Origin of the sequence: Caballeronia sp. (assembly GCF_028292365.1) — a bacterium.
GTDB lineage: Bacteria > Pseudomonadota > Gammaproteobacteria > Burkholderiales > Burkholderiaceae > Caballeronia.
The window spans coordinates 1-15,626 of record NZ_JAQGMM010000109.1 but is presented as its reverse complement, the minus strand read 5'-3'; the positions used below and the strand labels follow the sequence as shown (position 1 = coordinate 15,626).

The following is a 15,626-nucleotide window of genomic DNA, read 5'->3' as shown; positions in this document are numbered from 1 at the left end:
CCGCCCCACTCGCTCGGCAAATGACGTAAGCGCTATCAGGGACGCCGCCGACCATATTTCCCGAGGCCCCACGGCGGGCAAAAAAGTGCACCTGTCGAATGCCCTTGAATTGGCCGCCCGCTCGAATCGCTCCAACGCTTGCCTGTCGACTCCTGCGAGTCCATCGCCAGGAGGGCTCTCCCCTAATTCAACGTACACCAGCCGTCTTACGCCGCCCCCTTCGAATCCGTCGCAATCGGGTAAGCCGCGATTGAACGAGCCGGCCGTCGTGATTCCGCAGCGCGCGAGCTCCTGTGAGTGTTCAAGCCAGTCTTCTTGAGCGAGGCCAGTATCGGCATTAATAAATCCCGGAACGCAGACGATCTCATGACCCGGAAGAACCTCCGTGCGCCGCGATGTCTTCGGCGGCAGGATGCGTTCTATTTTTGCCCCGTCTATTTCGATGTCGCCGCGCATAAAGCTGTGCGTGGCGGAATCAAAATACGTCGTATCGGCTATGACCCATTGAGCCGTGCGGCCGGCAAGGTTCTCTAAGACGCTCATGTTGCACCTGTACTGTTGGGGAGCGAGGCTGTCGTGGTGCGCTGCCGCAATGACCTTTGTATTTGTACTCTCGACCATTGCGCAACGACTTTAAGAATCGGGAAAGTCACCAGATCCGGGCTTAGTGCTTTTCTATTTTCTGATCCCAGTGCGAGGCGTTGCCGCCGACGCGTTGTCCCTTTATGTGGCCGCGTTGCAAAGCAATAAGTTGCTCTTGAATGAGATGATCTCCAGGCATCAGCGGGGACGTCCCGTGCTCGGTCACCCGGTGATAAACCCCACCCCGTGACGGCCTCGTCATGCACCATGGGTCGCCAGGGCCAAGGCGGACGCACCGAGCGCGCAGTCATAGATGGTCTCCGTTTCATTCGGGCATCGTGGCTTCATGGCTTCTGAAAATCCACGCGATCGCTTCACCCGTATTTTCTTGGGAGTGTCCATGGCTGAGGAGAAAGGCAATGTGCGGAGCCACACCATCTGCTGCAAGTACTCACGCGGCGCACGCGTATCAATCTCTCGGAAAACTATGACTCGTCTCTTGCCACAGAAAACGGGAAAGCGTTTCGTTTGAGTCATTCCTTTGAGTCATTCGTTTGAGTCAATCGTTTGAGTCAATCATTTAACTCATTCCATGGCGTCTGGTTTTAAGGAACGGGCAGTTCATCTAAGTACCGCGGCACAAACTCTTTAAGGTGACAACGTCTAGGGATATCCCGAAGGTGCGATGTCGGCGAAGTCACCGTCAAGCGCTTGTGATCTCTCAGTCGACGCGCCGATGGACCGGTCGTTGACAGAGCGGCGGGAAGCGCATTCCCTTGCGTCACAACCGTGCAAATGGGCGGTCTCGTTGTCGGCTGCGAGCGGTAACTGCGTGTTACCAATCTCGCAAGCTGGTTTCACTTGTGAGCGAGACCCGCACATAGACTCCTGTGACTGGACGGCATCCGGGTCCGGCCATTTTGGAGCTGCAAATGAATACACCCAATGTGGTCACTGCGATAGCCGCGCTGGCATTACTGACGGCCGTCGGCACGGTACACGCCGCGGGATCTCTGAAAGGCGCGGTGGCCGGCCACGTCGCAGGCCACCATGCCTTAATCGGAGCTATGGGCGGTTGGATCGTGGGGCATCACTATGCAAAGGAAAACGAGAAAGTGCGTGCGGTAGCCTTGAATCAACGCTCCGCGGTCGCGCCGTCGTGATGGTCGGCAGCAGATTCGTGTTATCGCACGCACAGATTTTTGCGTCGTACCCGGTCTAATAGACGCATTACTGCGTTCCGTCCCGCCTCGGATGGAGGAAGGTCGTGTCAGGGACTTATGCGGTCACCGTCTCATCACATTGGAGAGTTCCATGCTGCGAATCCGTAGCCTTCGAGTTACCGCTCACTTGGCAGACACAGAGATGTGCGCCGAGTACTGCGCGCAGACCGGCCGTCTTCGCATCCTGAAAGATGGCGCGCTCGTGCGCGAGTGGTTTCCGCCAAATTCGTGGATGGCCATCGCGTCAGTTGCCGGCGCTCGCAATTGGGGAACACGACCCGATTCGAATGAGCTTCGGGCGTTGCTGGAAAGCCATATGTCGCTACCGCACATCGGCTAGTTGTCGCTGGCACCAGGGTGTGGCAACCAGAGCAGTTTCTGTTATTGAGTATGGAAACGGCAGCCGACGTCATGGGGTTTGCAAGTCAGCGAGTGGCGTCGTTCGTTCGCCGCCATCAACCCATTTTTGCAATCCCATTGCCGCGCCGACGTCGTTGACCACGACGCCGAATGGAAAACGCCCCTCGGATTGTCGTCGCGAGGGGCATTCCCAGGTCAGAACACGTTCGCTTAAAACGCGTCGCTTACAGCGCGTCGCTTACAGCGCGGCGTCCTTCAGCTTCTTAAGCGGGCGTACCTTGAGGCGCACCGAAGCGGGCTTCGCCGCAAACCATTTGTCTTCACCCGTGAACGGGTCCTTGCCGAAGCGCTTCTTCTTGGCCGGCACGTCTTGCGCGACCACCTTCAGCAATCCCGGCAGGGTGAACTCCTGCGCGCCCTTCTTGTGGATGGATGCGAGTACCGTTTCTTCGAGGGCCGCCAACAGCGCCTTGGCCGCCTTCGGCTCCACGCCTGAACGCTCGGCCAGGTGAATGGTCAGCGATGTTTTCGTAAACGTATCCTTGATTGGTTTCAAGGGAGCCGCCGCAACGGGCTTTTTCACTGCAGGTGCGGCTGCCTTCGTAACGGCTGGCGCCGCTTTCTTGCTGACAGTTGTCGCTTTCTTTGTAGCGGGCGCTGCTGCTTTCTTAGGAGCAGGAGCCGCAGTTTTCTTGGTAGCGGTTGTTGCCATGAATGCCTCTCTTCTAGTCAAAGGTTGCCCAAGGCCTTTGCCTTTGCGCCGTCACCGACTAACGCAAAGGTACAAATTCTCGGGTTGGCGCCAGCGTAACAACACCGCCATGAAGACGCAACGTCTGGGGCCATTAATCAACGGGCTTTTCGCATAAAAATCACGAAAATGATGACCTGTGCCTTGTTTCATGGACGCGGGTCTAGTAGAACCCTAACCCTTCAAGGCGTGGAGAGCGCTCGAAGATGGTCAAAACAAACAACAGCCCCGTGCTTCGACGGTCGTTGTGTGGCGCAAAACAGTGGCTCACCTCGCATGGAGTCGTCGTTATCGGGCATCCACAAACGCAGGCTCCTGGACTCAAATACGCGAACGACTCTCACCGGTCCAACCGTCATCGTGGGTTACATCTGCGAAACGCGAAGACCCTATCAGCGCTTTCACACTCTCGAAGCTCATGGCATAGTTCGGCCATATTCATTTAAGGAGCTCACAATGCCGACCCTCGAACAGATCCAGCAAAAGATGAAGAAGTTGCAGGTGCAAGCAGATACGTTGATTGCGAAAAAGGCGCAAGCCGCGGTCGATCAAATTCGAAAAATTATGCTGGCGCACGGTTTGACTACGGTCGACATTGAAGCCAAAGCAAAGGCAAATCGCGAAGCGAAAGCGGTCAACGGGAATGCCCAAAATATCAAAGCGAAGGTCGCTGGTCATCTAAATGGCAGGACCCCGCCGAAGTATCAACATCCTAAGACAGGCGCTACCTGGACCGGTCACGGCCGCGCACCGGCATGGATTGCGGGCGCCAGGGATCGCAACAGGTTCCTGATCGCGAGTGGACCTGCCGCTGTTCGCCTGCCAAGCGTAAGCCCTGTGAGTAAGGTCAAAAATGCAACCGGGAGAGCCTCGTTGGCTACAGATGCACTTGCTTCCAAAGGACATAAAAAAGGACCGCAGCCCGCAAAATATCTCGACCCGAAGACTGGAGCAACGTGGAGCGGACGTGGTCCGGCACCCGCATGGCTCGCAGCAGCGAAGGATCGGACGAAGTTCCTGGTTGAGGGTGCCAACCCCGGTTCGGCAGACGCGGGCAGCGCGAAGCTTGCACGGGAAAACACTTCCGCCAAAAAGGTAGCGAGAAAAGCTTTAGCTACGAAACCTGCTGCCAGGAAGGCGGTGACCGCAAGGACCGTGGGTGAAAAAGTTGCTGTGAACGCGACGCGCAAGGCACATGCAAAGTAGACACTGACGAAAAAGACGTCACCAAAGAGTACGTCTTTGAGTACCCCGTCAGTGGTTGCCGGGACCCGTGCCGGCTCAACGACCTGAATGCAATCGCCCGGTTTGACCAGCGACAACTTGCCGTGCGCTTGTTACAGGCTGGCCATACGCTGGCCATACCGGGCGGACGAAGGACACGGACGTCTTATCAGGATTACGCATCATGATTTCATGACTTGATCAAGATGTCGTGCGCTGTCATTCAAGACGACTCCGCAAGCACCTTCTCCTCTGGTTCGGCCCTTCGCACAGGCGCAAAACCCAACGATCGCGCGAGCCGGGCCGCGCGAGTTCTAACCTGCCCCCAGTTCGTGTTCACCATATGGAAAGTCCACGCCGAAGAGACGTTCCGGTTACTCCAGTACGACTTGAAACGCTCGGAACCCACCCCGAAATCCAGATCGAAGCGCTGCTCGAAAGCCCATTTCACGCAATGTTCGACCGCTATCGAGCCAGGACCGAACTTCCCATACTTCTCGTCGAAACCACCAATGATCGCGTTGGCGCAGGGGTTCCCCTTTGTCACGATCAAGCCAGCGATGGGCGCGTTATCTAGCGAGACGACAATGAGGCGCGCCACTACGTGACCGTCGGGTGCGCTGAGCAGCGCGACGAGGAAGCTCTGGAATTGAGACGATTCCAACCAGTCACCATGTTTGTCGACTCGGTCGCTCCAGCCGCGCTTCCACTTCAGCATCCGGTCGACCATGGTTGCGATCCCTGCCGTGTCTGCCGGATCTGCCATGTGTATGACTAGCTCTCCTTCCTTGGACAGACGGCGTTGAAGCGCTCCGGGCTTTTTGCCGTACAAGGTCCCCAGCTTTCCGCAAAACGCATCCCAGTCGGTTTCTTCTCTCAGCTTCGCGATCCAGGAGTCATCCCGCTTGGCGCTCACGACACGGCGATGCCGCCGCGCAAGATCGTACAGTTCGGATCCTTCGTGGGTGTACGGCAAGTGCATGAAATCGGCGCCACAGCGACGACATGCCGATTGCCACGCGCCCTCGATCAGCGCGGCAGCGGATTGATTACTTTCCACAAGAACGCTGGTGTAGTCGCCGGCGTCCGGGCTCAGTGGAAGTAAATAAGTCCATAAAGCGCGCCTGTAGGTAACGAGGGGCCATACCATTACCAGGCGCCCTTTTTCTCGACACACGAGGCAGCGCAGGCGCCTGCCTTGAGGCTTGGCTACGTGAAGCCACGCGAGCAGGCAAACACTGAAGGCCTGATAGTAGCGGCCGTTTGCTCTAGACCAAAGCGCGTCCCAATCGTCCCGCAGAGCGCGGAACTGGGTTTCGTCGCTAACGATTTCATATTGCAGGTCTCTGTCGTGCATGGCATCTCGAAGAATGATCGTTGTTGGGCGCGGTCATGGCTCTTCTCCCCAAATGCATCACTCGGAACGGCCGGCGAACACGTTCGGATTCAATGTTCCCAAGTACTGTAGGGGAAACCCCTGCCTGCATGTTTTCTGACCTTTCCACACAGGCAGATAAGCATTCTCCTCCCCGCGTATAACAACACCGTTACCTTACGAACATTTCGAAAGCTGCATCGACTAGCGCGTCGTACTACAAGAAGGACCCCTGCGAAAGCCTTCGCTGCATACCGGCGGATTCATCTGGAACTCCGTGCTCGCGACGAGACACCCGCTATGTCCCCCCTCCTGTTTCCAGGTCACGCATGGGGCACGATTTGTGGCGCCCTGGAACGGGGTACAGCGGGAGATTTTTGCAGACGCATGTAGTTGACTCCCACTTCATTCCCCGTATGAGTTCGACCGTAAAGCTCACTCTTTGGGCGCGAATACCCGCCTATCGCCTTGATTAAGGGAATCGCAAGAGCTCCTGTTTCTGTCGATAAAAATGCAATACCGGGCGCCTCAAGCGTTGCTCCATTCGTGGCAAGATGCCACTGTCAACAATCTGCCAGGGCGGCGCTTGTGCTTGCTTGTGGTTTTAACGCAAGAGGAAAAGTCTGTTCATGGACGACCACGCACGTGCGTTTAACGGGCTGCGCCCGCGATTGCAGAAGATTGCGTACCGAATGCTAGGGTCGGTTGCCGAGGCCGAAGATATCGTGCAGGACGTCTGGCTGCGTTGGCACGCGGCAGCCCGTGAAGCCATCGATAACGCGGAAGCGTGGCTGGTCTCCGTCACCACGCGGATGTCCATTGACCGTCTGCGCGCGGCGAAGATTCAACGCGAACACTACGCAGGCATATGGTTGCCCGAACCCCAGATGACGGACTTCCCTGCGACGCCAGAGGAGGCCACGGAGCGCGCCGACGACATCTCCGTGGCGTTCCTGATACTGCTCGAGCGGTTGACGCCGGAAGCACGGGCAGCGTTCCTGCTGCGCGAGGTCTTTGACGCCGACTATGACGAAGTCGCACACGCCATCGGCAAGACGGAGGCGGCATGCCGTCAACTGGTAAGCCGTGCAAAAGTGCAACTACGCGACGAACGCCAGCGCTATACGGTACCGCGCGAGACGCATCTTCGCCTGCTGCGAACATTCGCGCAGGCGCTGGAGCGCGGTGACTTCCCCGCGATCAATGCATTGCTGGCGGAAGACGCGATGCTGATTGGCGACGGCGGCGGAAAAGTCCCAAGCTTCCCGAAACCGATGACGGGCGGCCAGCGTATCGCGCAACTTTTCTACGCATCGTCGCGGCGCTATGGCAGCGAGCTCAGCGTCAAGCTCGTGGTGCTTAACGGTCAATGGGCGCTGTTGCGGTTTCTCGAAGGCAAACTCGAGTCGGCACAGTCGTTCGAGACAGACGGCAAACGCATCGTTCGTATTCATGTGCAGCGTAATCCTGACAAACTCGCGCGCATCGCGGCAGCACACATCAACGGCTGAACGCCGCTCTTTCGCCGGCGCGGGATTGCTTCAACTCGTCGACTCGTTAATTGGTGCCTCGCGGACAACACTGTGAGCCCATTCGTGTGCCTACCGCGGCACGCTGCGCGCCCCTACGATGACCTCGTGCGGTTCATAGCCGCCACATTCCCGCTAACGACACTCGCCATGCAGGATGTTCACTCATCGTCGCCAGGAGAAATCATGACGCAGCGTATCAACTATTTTCAGCAATCGCCGGAACTGCTCAAGAAGTTCCTTGAACTCAGCCACCTGCTTAAAGACGGCGCAATTGAAGAATCAACCCGTGACCTCGTGTCGATCCGTGCGTCCCAAATCAATGGCTGTGGATTTTGCCTGGACATGCACGTGAAGGAAGCGCGTATCCACGGCGAGCGCGAACTGCGCCTTCATCATCTCGCGACATGGCGCGAGTCGACGCTCTTCGCACCGCGCGAACGCGCCGCGCTTGCCTGGACGGAAGTGCTGACCAAGCTTCCCGAACACGGCGTGCGCGACGATATCTATGAGCGCGTGCGTACCCAGTTCTCCGAAAAGGAACTCTCGGACCTGACGTTCGACGTGATGGTCATCAACGGATGGAACCGCGCGAACGTTGCATTCAAGACGGTGCCGGGTTCGTCCGACAAGGCATTCGGTCTGGACAAGGCTAATCTCGTCTGATCTCATGGTGACGCTGATTCTTCATGTCGACCCGCGCGGACGGGCCGCGTCGCCTGGAAACATACGTCGGGAAACATACGTCAGGAATACACCACCATGCTTCGTCTGAAAAATACGGCACTGGCCGTGCTCGTCATCGCCAGCGCGTCGATGGGTTCGATGGGTTCGATGGGCATGGCCCACGCCGAGGCGCCTGGCGCAATCGTCACACCGCTGATGACGAAACCCCTCGACGAATATCCGGGCAAGGAAGCCTTGATGATCACCGTCGAGTATCCCCCCGGTGCCGCGGACCCCGTCCATCGGCATCATGCGTACGGTTTTATCTACGTACTGGAGGGATCGATCGTGATGCAGGTCAAGGGCGGCAAGGAGGTCACGCTGACGCCCGGACAGACCTTCTATGAAGGTCCAAACGACATTCACACGGTCGGACGCAACGCAAGCCAGACCCAGCCGGCCAAGTTCATCGTGCTACTGCTGAAGAACAAGGGTGCGCCCGTTCTCGTTCCGGAAAAGTAAGCGTATCTGCATTGCGTGCATCGACTTAAAAAAAACGGCGAACCCTGTCACAAATGGCAGCGCTGGCATGTCTAGTCGCTATGGACTATACGACTCGCGCTTCCATGTCAGATTATCTATCACGCCCCTCTCTCGCCGGCGCCGACGACCCGTTTGCAAGCAGCTTTGCGACCAGTTACGCCGGCGTCGTTTCTTTTCTGGCCGTCGCCAACGAAGGTAGCTTTGCCCGCGCGGGCGATCGCCTGGGCATCGGCCGCTCCTCTGTTAGCCGCAACGTGCAGAAACTCGAGGCTCAACTCAACGCGCGCCTCTTTTTGCGCACGACGCGCAGCACGTCGTTGACGCGCGAGGGCGAGCTCTTTTACGAGAACTGTCAGCCTGGTATTGAGCGCCTCGCCCAAGCGCTCGACGACATGCGAGAGCTGCGCAACGGGCCGCCTCGGGGCCATCTGCGCATCGTCTCGACACCAGGCTTCGGCCGCAAGATTGTCGCGCCGCTGCTGAAGGGCTTTCATACGCAATATCCCGGGATCACCCTCGAATTTCTGCTTAACGATCGCCCTGCCGACTTCACTGCCGATCGCGTCGACGTTGCGTTTCGCGACGGGCGCATGGAAGACAGCGGGATCGTGGCGCGTCAGCTGATACCGATGCAGATGATCGTCTGCGTGTCGCCCGCGTATGCTCGAATACACGGCTTGCCGCGGCATGTCGATGAACTGGCGAATCATCGCTGCATCAACTTCCGCACAGCGGCTGGCCGCATAAGGGAGTGGGAATTCAAGGTCGACGGTCTCGCGCAGCGGCGCCAACCCGGCGCGCAGCATACATTCAACCACCCCGATCTGATCGTGCAGGCCGTGCTCGACGGGCTGGGCATTGCCCAGTTGCCCGCCTATCAGGTGTGCGATCTGCTGAGTGACGGCCAGTTGCTCAGTTGTCTCGCGCAGCACGCACCCGACGACGGCGGCCACTACATCTGCTATCTCAGCCGCAAGCAACTTCCAGCCCGGATCCGCGTGTTCATCGACTACATAACCGAGAGCACGAGAGCGCTCGACCTCCAATGCTTGACGACGATGACGACGCTCGGCTGACAAGCTCTGATCAGCAATGCATTGATTGGTGCGCCACACGCAACATGGTGGGTCCCTCTGCTGCCCTACCGCATGACGTAGCGCGCGCCTACGATGCCTCCAGTGCGGATGACGCTCGCGAAGGATAAAGCGGTCCGCCTGCATGCATGGAAGGAGATTGAACATGAACCGGATGGGCCCTTGGCCGCATATTATCGACTGCTTGCGTGCAAGCACTCCCCGTACAGCACACTCGACTCGCAAGCCTGCCACGCTTGCACGCTGCAGTCCCGCGCCGAATGCAACGACTCACACCGCGTCCATCAGGCACATCGAATGGCAGACCATGCACACGATCCGCGTTTCGTGGAGCGACCCGACTCTCGGCCAGTGCCACGATCAAACGTGGCGCGCTGGCTCGGCGCGCACCGAAGGCGTTTGTGTGTTGACGGGTGTTCCGGTGCGTCGGGGCGACGCCGTTTTTCGGCCGCTCGCACTTGGACGCGACGCACCGGTCAATGCCCCCCACATGATTCTCGCCAATACGCTGCGGCAGGATAAGCCGGGCGTTGCCCGACAAAACCCTGGACGCAGTGTTTGCCGCATCGTTGTGCCAGAGACCTTGAGACGTGGCGAAAGCCTCGCTCAACTTGACCACCGAACGCGTGAGCTTGTTGCTTATGTTGAATGCACCAGGGATCCACGATTCCCTGTGGCAGGACCACGGCGATGGAAGATCAAACTCAACCGCGATCGCAGGGTCAACCGTTCATCAGGCGTTGACCGAAACCTGCCCGCAGTCGCAAACAGTGAGTCGTCATTTATCGCGCCCGGCGCCTGCGCCAACCCGCCATCATGCGCAGCAGCAGCAAGACCAGGACTGCGATACCGGTACCGCTAGTGACCGGAATGAATATCGCCAAGAAGGGGTCGTATTTGCTGGAGACCTTCCCTAGCCAGTATTTCTCGATCAACGCTTCCAGCGTTGCCCCCAAAGAGAGCAGGAACAGCACGGCGGCCAAAAGAAGCAGCCCCGCCATCACCGCGCTGATAGTCCCGCGTGGGGCGACTACGTGTCGCCGGGATGCTGATGATTGCCCGTTGAGCGGAACTCGAGTGGTCATGGTGATTTCGTTCTGATTTTTCGTGCGGTAAGGCGCGGCACAGGTGTACGTTTTACGAGAAATGCCAAAGGTGAAAAGGCTTCTTGCAGCGACCCGAATCACGCAAATTGGCGCTTCGCCATTGGCAGATTAACCCGAATAATATTCGAACTCCATCCTGACCTCTTGCTGCAGGAGCTGCGGTATGTTTGATTCCACGAGTAGGTTTCCAGACGCTGCTCTCGCCGCGAGTCACCAGCGGTTCAACCGTGCCGCTCGCGCAGCGCGGCAGGCAAACGCCTACGGAAGTAGGAGTCCATGGTTCCAGGCATAAAGATAGCGGTGCTTGGCCGTTGCCAGAAGGTTAGCTCGAACAAGCCGGTATGCGCGAGTTCGTGGAACAAACCTCAGGCGTTGGGTTGTGCCGGACTGGCAGAACGACTACCGACCCGCAAGTCTGCCAAATCATGAACAGACGCCGTCACGCATGCAGCCATCCCGCGATTTTTAATAGCGTGGCTTGCTGCAGCTCGTCGGCGAGCGGTCAGAAGACCGGTGCAATGGAATAATGTTTGTCGGTGATTTCTTGGCGACACACTGACAGGCCCAATAAGTTTCATCGCCAATCACATGTTTTGTCAAAACGCAATCGTCCGCGCAATCGTCGCTCTGGCATCCGAATACTGCCTCAGCAGGGCTACCCGAATCGAGTACGCACCACACATTGCACAAGCCGCAACGGGAAGATCGAACGATGTCCTTGATCGCCGAAGGATACTCTGAGCGTTCTAGCGCACGCACGACCGTTTCACCGTCCCGCTGAAACACCGTAAGAAGTTTCCCGACCACCTTGACCATGCGTCCCCCTGCGAGAAGGTTATTGTCTATAAACCGATCACACATCGCGCATGAGCGTGCGCGCTACGCAAATAACGCCCAGGGCAAGGGCACGGCCATCGCCGGTAACCTCAGGAAACCCAAGCGTCGTGCTGGCTACCCTGCTGAAGATAGCGCTCACCATTCACGCGCGCTTCATACGAACTGTGGTCGTTGCTGAAGATCCTGTTGCAGTCTCCGTACTATCCCTTACTGCTCATCGTTGGACGCTGGATAGCGTGTTCATCGTTGTCATTTCTGCCTATACGTTAGCCGCGATTGCGGAAGTTTCCAATCGGTTAACTTATCGATGGTCACGATGCAGTCAACCCAACGCTATACAGTGCGCGGCGGTAACAAGCAAAAAGCGGCCTTTCTCCATGCTGGTCGTGCGGCACGAAAGACTGAGCCGAATGAGTCTCTTCCTGGTGAAGAGAGGTACGCGATTTGATGTTGTATTGCGCGGCAATGGACTACCATCGACGAGATGGACAGCACGAGTACGCGGCACGAGTTGCGATTTCCGTCGGTGTGCGATTGCTGCACCGTGTCAAAATTGTGGCCCCCATCGATACCAACCGGTGACATCAACCAGCACTCGTTGCCATATAGCGGAGACCTATCAATGGCATTGCAGGAATCTAATTCTGTTGATGGTCACACGGGCTTATATTTAACTGGAGTAGGCTCGCCATCACGAGCAGTGCTCGTTCAATGTACGCGACAAGATTGCTTGCTGGAGTTGGAGTAATAGCTTGCGCCCAGGGTGATGAACAGCAAGAGCCCGCCACGGGATTTCCCGGCAGACCCGCGGGCGCGGGATCGTCGACGCAATGCACCATGAAAGTCTGACGCCCTTAAAGAATAAGTAGTGGGTACGTCCTCTCAAGGAGATAACGCATGTCAAACGAAGCAAAGTGCCCGTTCAATCATGCCGCCGGCGGCGGTACGACGAACCGTGACTGGTGGCCCAAACAACTGCGGGTAGACCTGCTCAGCCAGCACTCCAGCAAGTCCAATCCGCTGGACAACAGCTTCAATTACGCCGAGGCTTTCAAGAGCCTTGACCTGGCTGCAGTCAAGAAGGACCTTGCAGCGCTGATGACCGATTCGCAAGATTGGTGGCCGGCGGACTTCGGCCACTATGGCCCGCTCTTTATCCGCATGGCCTGGCACAGTGCTGGCACGTACCGCATTGGCGACGGCCGTGGTGGTGCCGGGCGCGGCCAGCAGCGTTTTGCGCCGCTCAACAGTTGGCCGGACAATGTCAGCCTGGATAAAGCTCGCCGCCTGCTTTGGCCGATCAAGCAGAAGTATGGCCAGAAGATTTCGTGGGCTGACTTGTTGATCCTCACCGGCAATGTCGCGCTCGAGACCATGGGCTTCAAGACCTTCGGCTTCGCCGGCGGCCGCGAGGACACGTGGGAGCCGGACCTGGACGTCTACTGGGGCAACGAAAAGACCTGGCTGGGTGGTGACGTCCGTTATGGCAAGGGCGCCGCCGGCAAGGACGACGACGGCGGCGTGATCGTAGCCGACGAAGAAAAGCACGGCGAAGAGACCAGCCGCACCGATGCCGGACGCAACCTGGAAAATCCGCTGGGCGCCGTGCAGATGGGCCTGATCTATGTCAATCCGGAAGGTCCCGATGGCAATCCGGACCCCATTGCTGCGGCGCACGATATCCGTGAGACCTTTGCGCGCATGGCCATGAACGACGAGGAAACCGTCGCGCTGATTGCCGGCGGCCACACGTTTGGCAAGACACACGGAGCCGGTCCTGCTGACAATGTGGGTCCAGAACCTGAGTCTGCCGATCTTGAGAACCTGGGGCTGGGCTGGAAGAACAGCTTTGGCAGCGGCAAGGGCGGCGACACGATCACCAGCGGTCTGGAGGTCACCTGGACCAGCACGCCAACCCAGTGGAGCAACGGCTTCTTCCAGAACCTCTTCGGCCACGAATGGGAACTCACCAAGAGCCCTGCCGGCGCCAACCAGTGGGTCGCGAAAGATAGCGCCGAAACGATCCCGCACGCTCACGATCCGTCGAAAAAGCTGCGGCCGACGATGCTCACCACCGACCTTTCGCTGCGCCTCGACCCTGCCTACGAGAAGATCTCGCGGCGCTTCATGGAGAATCCTGACCAATTAGCCGACGCCTTCGCCCGTGCCTGGTTCAAGCTGACGCACCGCGACATGGGCCCGCGTGCCCGCTATCTTGGCCCGGAAGTGCCGGCCGAAGAACTGCTGTGGCAGGACCCCATCCCGGCGGTGGATCATCCCCTGGTTGGAGAGCCGGACATCGCTTCGCTCAAGCAGAAGATCCTGGCATCAGGGCTATCCGTCTCGCAGCTGGTGTCGACTGCGTGGGCGTCAGCGTCCACCTTCCGTGGCTCCGACAAGCGTGGCGGCGCCAATGGCGCGCGCATTCGCCTGGCGCCGCAGAAGGATTGGGAGGTTAACCAGCCCGAGCAACTGTCGAAGGTGCTGAAGGCGCTCGAAGGCATCCAGGGCGAGTTCAACAGCGCGCAGTCCGGCGGCAAGAAGATTTCGCTGGCTGACTTGATTGTGCTGGCAGGGGGCGCAGGCATCGAGCAGGCGGCGAAAAAAGCCGGGCATCAACTGACCGTGCCTTTCACGCCGGGCCGCATGGACGCTTCGCAGGAACAGACCGACGTGGAATCCGTCGCGGCGCTCGAGCCGGTCGCCGATGGCTTCCGCAATTACCTGAAGGGCAAGTACAAGGTTCCGGCCGAGGCTTTGCTGATCGACAAGGCGCAATTGCTAACGCTGACCGCCCCGGAGATGACGGCGCTTATCGGCGGCTTGCGAGCGCTCAACGTTGGTGTGGGGACGAATGCTAATGGCGCGCTGACCGGCCAGCCGGAAACGCTAACCAACGACTTCTTCCGCAACCTGCTCGACATGGATACGGAATGGCAATCGCTCTCGTCGGCGCGGGATGTGTTCGAGGGACGTGACCGCAAGAGCGGCGAGAGAAAGTGGACCGGCACCCGTGTCGATCTGATCTTCGGTTCGCATTCCCAGCTCCGGGCCCTGAGCGAAGTCTATGCCACTGAGGACGCGAAGGAAAAATTCGTCCATGACTTCGTTGCAGCCTGGGTCAAGGTGATGAACCTCGACCGCTTCGACCTCGCCTAAGGGGGCACGTGGCCCCGTCAGGACTGTCGTCCTGACGGGGCCTTGCTTAGCCGCTAGAAATGTCTCTGCACAGCCTTAGCGGGCAACGCTTGCGCGCTTCCGTTCACTCCCCGACACCAGATTCGATCGTCATCAACCCGGTCACCTGGCTGGAAGGTGCACCGGCCTACTTCTTTGAATCCGTACCGCGCATAAAAGCGTTTCGCGCGTTCATAACTTTTCGCTCCACGTCCGGCATTGCGCCGTCGTTCACGTTCGCGCGTAGCCGCCTCAGTCGCGCGTAGCCGCCTCAGTGTTACGTTCTGCGAAGCTACAGTAGGTATTTAGAAAGGGTGTCGCTTGCGGACTTCGCTCGCGCAGCCAGCTTTTCATTTACCACCGCATGATGGTTGACGCAGATAGTTAGCGCCGGCCCTGAAGACCCGAGTTAAATACCTGGTCATTGCGAAGCCGACGGGACACACGGGCATTCGCCTTTGGACCGCAGGGAAATCACAATCAAGCTCTGAACATCGGGACCGCGGCCGCTATGCCCGCAAGGTCGACAAGAATGACCGGGATGACGCTCACACGGCCGCATTGAATATCCGAATTCGCGTAGCCGATCTAAACGCGGTTGTACTTTTTCGGCACTGAGAGGACGACTTCCCCCCACCCTTCCGATTCGTTCGACTCGTTCGACTCGTTCGACTCGTTCGGCGACCTGCAAGACCTGAGCTCCGCGGCAGCAGGACAACGCTTAGCAGACTTCTTCGGCCTGGCGCACGCGCGGCAGCATCCGGTCGAACTCGCGCTTGACGATGCCATAGCATTCGCACGCACGCGCTTCCAGGCCTGCGCGATCGAGCACCTTGATACAACCACGGCTGTGATGGATCAGGCCCGCGTCATGGAGCTTTCCTGCCGCTTCCGTGACCCCTTCGCGACGCACGCCCAGCATGTCGGCGATCATCTGCTGCGTCACCTGGAATTCGTTGGACGGCGTACGGTCAATCTCGATCAGCAACCAGCGGCACAATTGCTTGCTCAGCGAATGGTGACGGTTGCACGCGGCGGTCTGTGCGACTTGCGTCAGCAGCGCTTGCATGTACAGCAGCATCAGGCGGCGCAGGAAATCCGAGCGATTGAACTGCTCGCGCAGGGCGGCGGCGCTCATGCGATACGCAAAGCCCGGGCA

General features: G+C 58.5%; 13 protein-coding genes and 1 pseudogene. 9 read left to right on the top strand and 5 right to left on the bottom strand.

Annotation, left to right across the window (positions count from 1 at the left end):
* Positions 1–543 (bottom strand): annotated as a pseudogene (locus JWR14_RS06910) (hypothetical protein); the annotation flags it as partial.
* Between the two features lie 971 nt (positions 544–1,514).
* Here JWR14_RS06910 and JWR14_RS06905 point away from each other — a divergent pair.
* Together JWR14_RS06905 and JWR14_RS06900 are read left to right on the top strand one after the other, a co-directional pair.
* Positions 1,515–1,745 (top strand): hypothetical protein, encoded by a 231-nt coding sequence (locus JWR14_RS06905; RefSeq protein WP_299703542.1) that lies wholly within the window; start codon positions 1,515–1,517, stop codon positions 1,743–1,745.
* Between the two features lie 151 nt (positions 1,746–1,896).
* Positions 1,897–2,145, top strand: coding sequence for a hypothetical protein (locus JWR14_RS06900; RefSeq protein WP_299703540.1), 249 nt, complete (start codon positions 1,897–1,899; stop codon positions 2,143–2,145).
* A 258-nt stretch (positions 2,146–2,403) separates the two neighbouring features.
* Here the strand turns inward: JWR14_RS06900 and JWR14_RS06895 are convergent, their stop codons facing one another.
* The gene (locus JWR14_RS06895) at positions 2,404–2,877 is read right to left on the bottom strand and encodes an HU family DNA-binding protein (protein WP_299703537.1); all 474 of its coding nucleotides are present in this window, start codon (positions 2,875–2,877) and stop codon (positions 2,404–2,406) included.
* A gap of 495 nt (positions 2,878–3,372) precedes the next feature.
* Between JWR14_RS06895 and JWR14_RS06890 the strand changes: the two genes are divergently transcribed.
* Positions 3,373–4,122: an H-NS family nucleoid-associated regulatory protein gene (locus JWR14_RS06890; RefSeq protein WP_299703534.1), complete on the top strand. Its 750-nt coding sequence runs from the start codon at positions 3,373–3,375 to the stop codon at positions 4,120–4,122.
* 241 nt (positions 4,123–4,363) lie between these two features.
* On the opposite strand, the gene JWR14_RS06885 is transcribed toward JWR14_RS06890, so the two are convergent.
* A complete protein-coding gene (locus JWR14_RS06885; protein ID WP_299703532.1) occupies positions 4,364–5,200 on the bottom strand; it encodes a GNAT family N-acetyltransferase in 837 nt (278 codons plus the stop codon).
* 944 nt (positions 5,201–6,144) lie between these two features.
* Here JWR14_RS06885 and JWR14_RS06880 point away from each other — a divergent pair.
* The 5 genes from JWR14_RS06880 to JWR14_RS06860 all read left to right on the top strand — a co-directional run bounded on the left by JWR14_RS06880 (position 6,145) and on the right by JWR14_RS06860 (position 10,209).
* A complete protein-coding gene (locus tag JWR14_RS06880) occupies positions 6,145–7,026 on the top strand; it encodes an RNA polymerase sigma-70 factor (protein WP_299703529.1) in 882 nt (293 codons plus the stop codon).
* A gap of 204 nt (positions 7,027–7,230) precedes the next feature.
* Positions 7,231–7,710: a carboxymuconolactone decarboxylase family protein gene (locus JWR14_RS06875; protein ID WP_299703526.1), complete on the top strand. Its 480-nt coding sequence runs from the start codon at positions 7,231–7,233 to the stop codon at positions 7,708–7,710.
* 96 nt (positions 7,711–7,806) lie between these two features.
* Positions 7,807–8,232 (top strand): cupin domain-containing protein, encoded by a 426-nt coding sequence (locus JWR14_RS06870; RefSeq protein WP_299703523.1) that lies wholly within the window; start codon positions 7,807–7,809, stop codon positions 8,230–8,232.
* Positions 8,233–8,336: 104 nt separating this feature from the next.
* Positions 8,337–9,329 (top strand): LysR family transcriptional regulator, encoded by a 993-nt coding sequence (locus JWR14_RS06865; protein ID WP_299703520.1) that lies wholly within the window; start codon positions 8,337–8,339, stop codon positions 9,327–9,329.
* Between the two features lie 142 nt (positions 9,330–9,471).
* On the top strand, positions 9,472–10,209 hold the full coding sequence (locus tag JWR14_RS06860) for a DUF3331 domain-containing protein (RefSeq protein ID WP_366144509.1): 738 nt from the start codon (positions 9,472–9,474) through the stop codon (positions 10,207–10,209).
* Here JWR14_RS06860 and JWR14_RS06855 read toward each other — a convergent pair.
* A complete protein-coding gene (locus tag JWR14_RS06855) occupies positions 10,130–10,432 on the bottom strand; it encodes a hypothetical protein (RefSeq protein WP_299703546.1) in 303 nt (100 codons plus the stop codon). The genes JWR14_RS06860 and JWR14_RS06855 overlap by 80 nt on opposite strands.
* Before the next feature lie 1,755 nt (positions 10,433–12,187).
* Here JWR14_RS06855 and katG point away from each other — a divergent pair.
* The gene (katG, locus tag JWR14_RS06850) at positions 12,188–14,449 is read left to right on the top strand and encodes a catalase/peroxidase HPI (RefSeq protein WP_299703517.1); all 2,262 of its coding nucleotides are present in this window, start codon (positions 12,188–12,190) and stop codon (positions 14,447–14,449) included.
* Between the two features lie 739 nt (positions 14,450–15,188).
* On the opposite strand, the gene JWR14_RS06845 is transcribed toward katG, so the two are convergent.
* The coding region (locus tag JWR14_RS06845; RefSeq protein ID WP_299703514.1) for a helix-turn-helix domain-containing protein at positions 15,189–15,626 on the bottom strand (438 nt) is incomplete at its 5' end.

Bases quoted from the DNA above. Each gene is read 5' to 3' on its own strand.
- katG (WP_299703517.1), top strand. From the start codon at position 12,188: ATGTCAAACGAAGCAAAGTGCCCGTTCAATCATGCCGCCGGCGGCGGT.
- JWR14_RS06890 (WP_299703534.1), top strand. From the start codon at position 3,373: ATGCCGACCCTCGAACAGATCCAGCAAAAGATGAAGAAGTTGCAGGTG.
- JWR14_RS06895 (WP_299703537.1), bottom strand. From the start codon at position 2,877: ATGGCAACAACCGCTACCAAGAAAACTGCGGCTCCTGCTCCTAAGAAA.
- JWR14_RS06865 (WP_299703520.1), top strand. From the start codon at position 8,337: ATGTCAGATTATCTATCACGCCCCTCTCTCGCCGGCGCCGACGACCCG.
- JWR14_RS06905 (WP_299703542.1), top strand. From the start codon at position 1,515: ATGAATACACCCAATGTGGTCACTGCGATAGCCGCGCTGGCATTACTG.
- JWR14_RS06860 (WP_366144509.1), top strand. From the start codon at position 9,472: ATGCATGGAAGGAGATTGAACATGAACCGGATGGGCCCTTGGCCGCAT.
- JWR14_RS06875 (WP_299703526.1), top strand. From the start codon at position 7,231: ATGACGCAGCGTATCAACTATTTTCAGCAATCGCCGGAACTGCTCAAG.
- JWR14_RS06900 (WP_299703540.1), top strand. From the start codon at position 1,897: ATGCTGCGAATCCGTAGCCTTCGAGTTACCGCTCACTTGGCAGACACA.
- JWR14_RS06880 (WP_299703529.1), top strand. From the start codon at position 6,145: ATGGACGACCACGCACGTGCGTTTAACGGGCTGCGCCCGCGATTGCAG.
- JWR14_RS06870 (WP_299703523.1), top strand. From the start codon at position 7,807: ATGCTTCGTCTGAAAAATACGGCACTGGCCGTGCTCGTCATCGCCAGC.
- JWR14_RS06855 (WP_299703546.1), bottom strand. From the start codon at position 10,432: ATGACCACTCGAGTTCCGCTCAACGGGCAATCATCAGCATCCCGGCGA.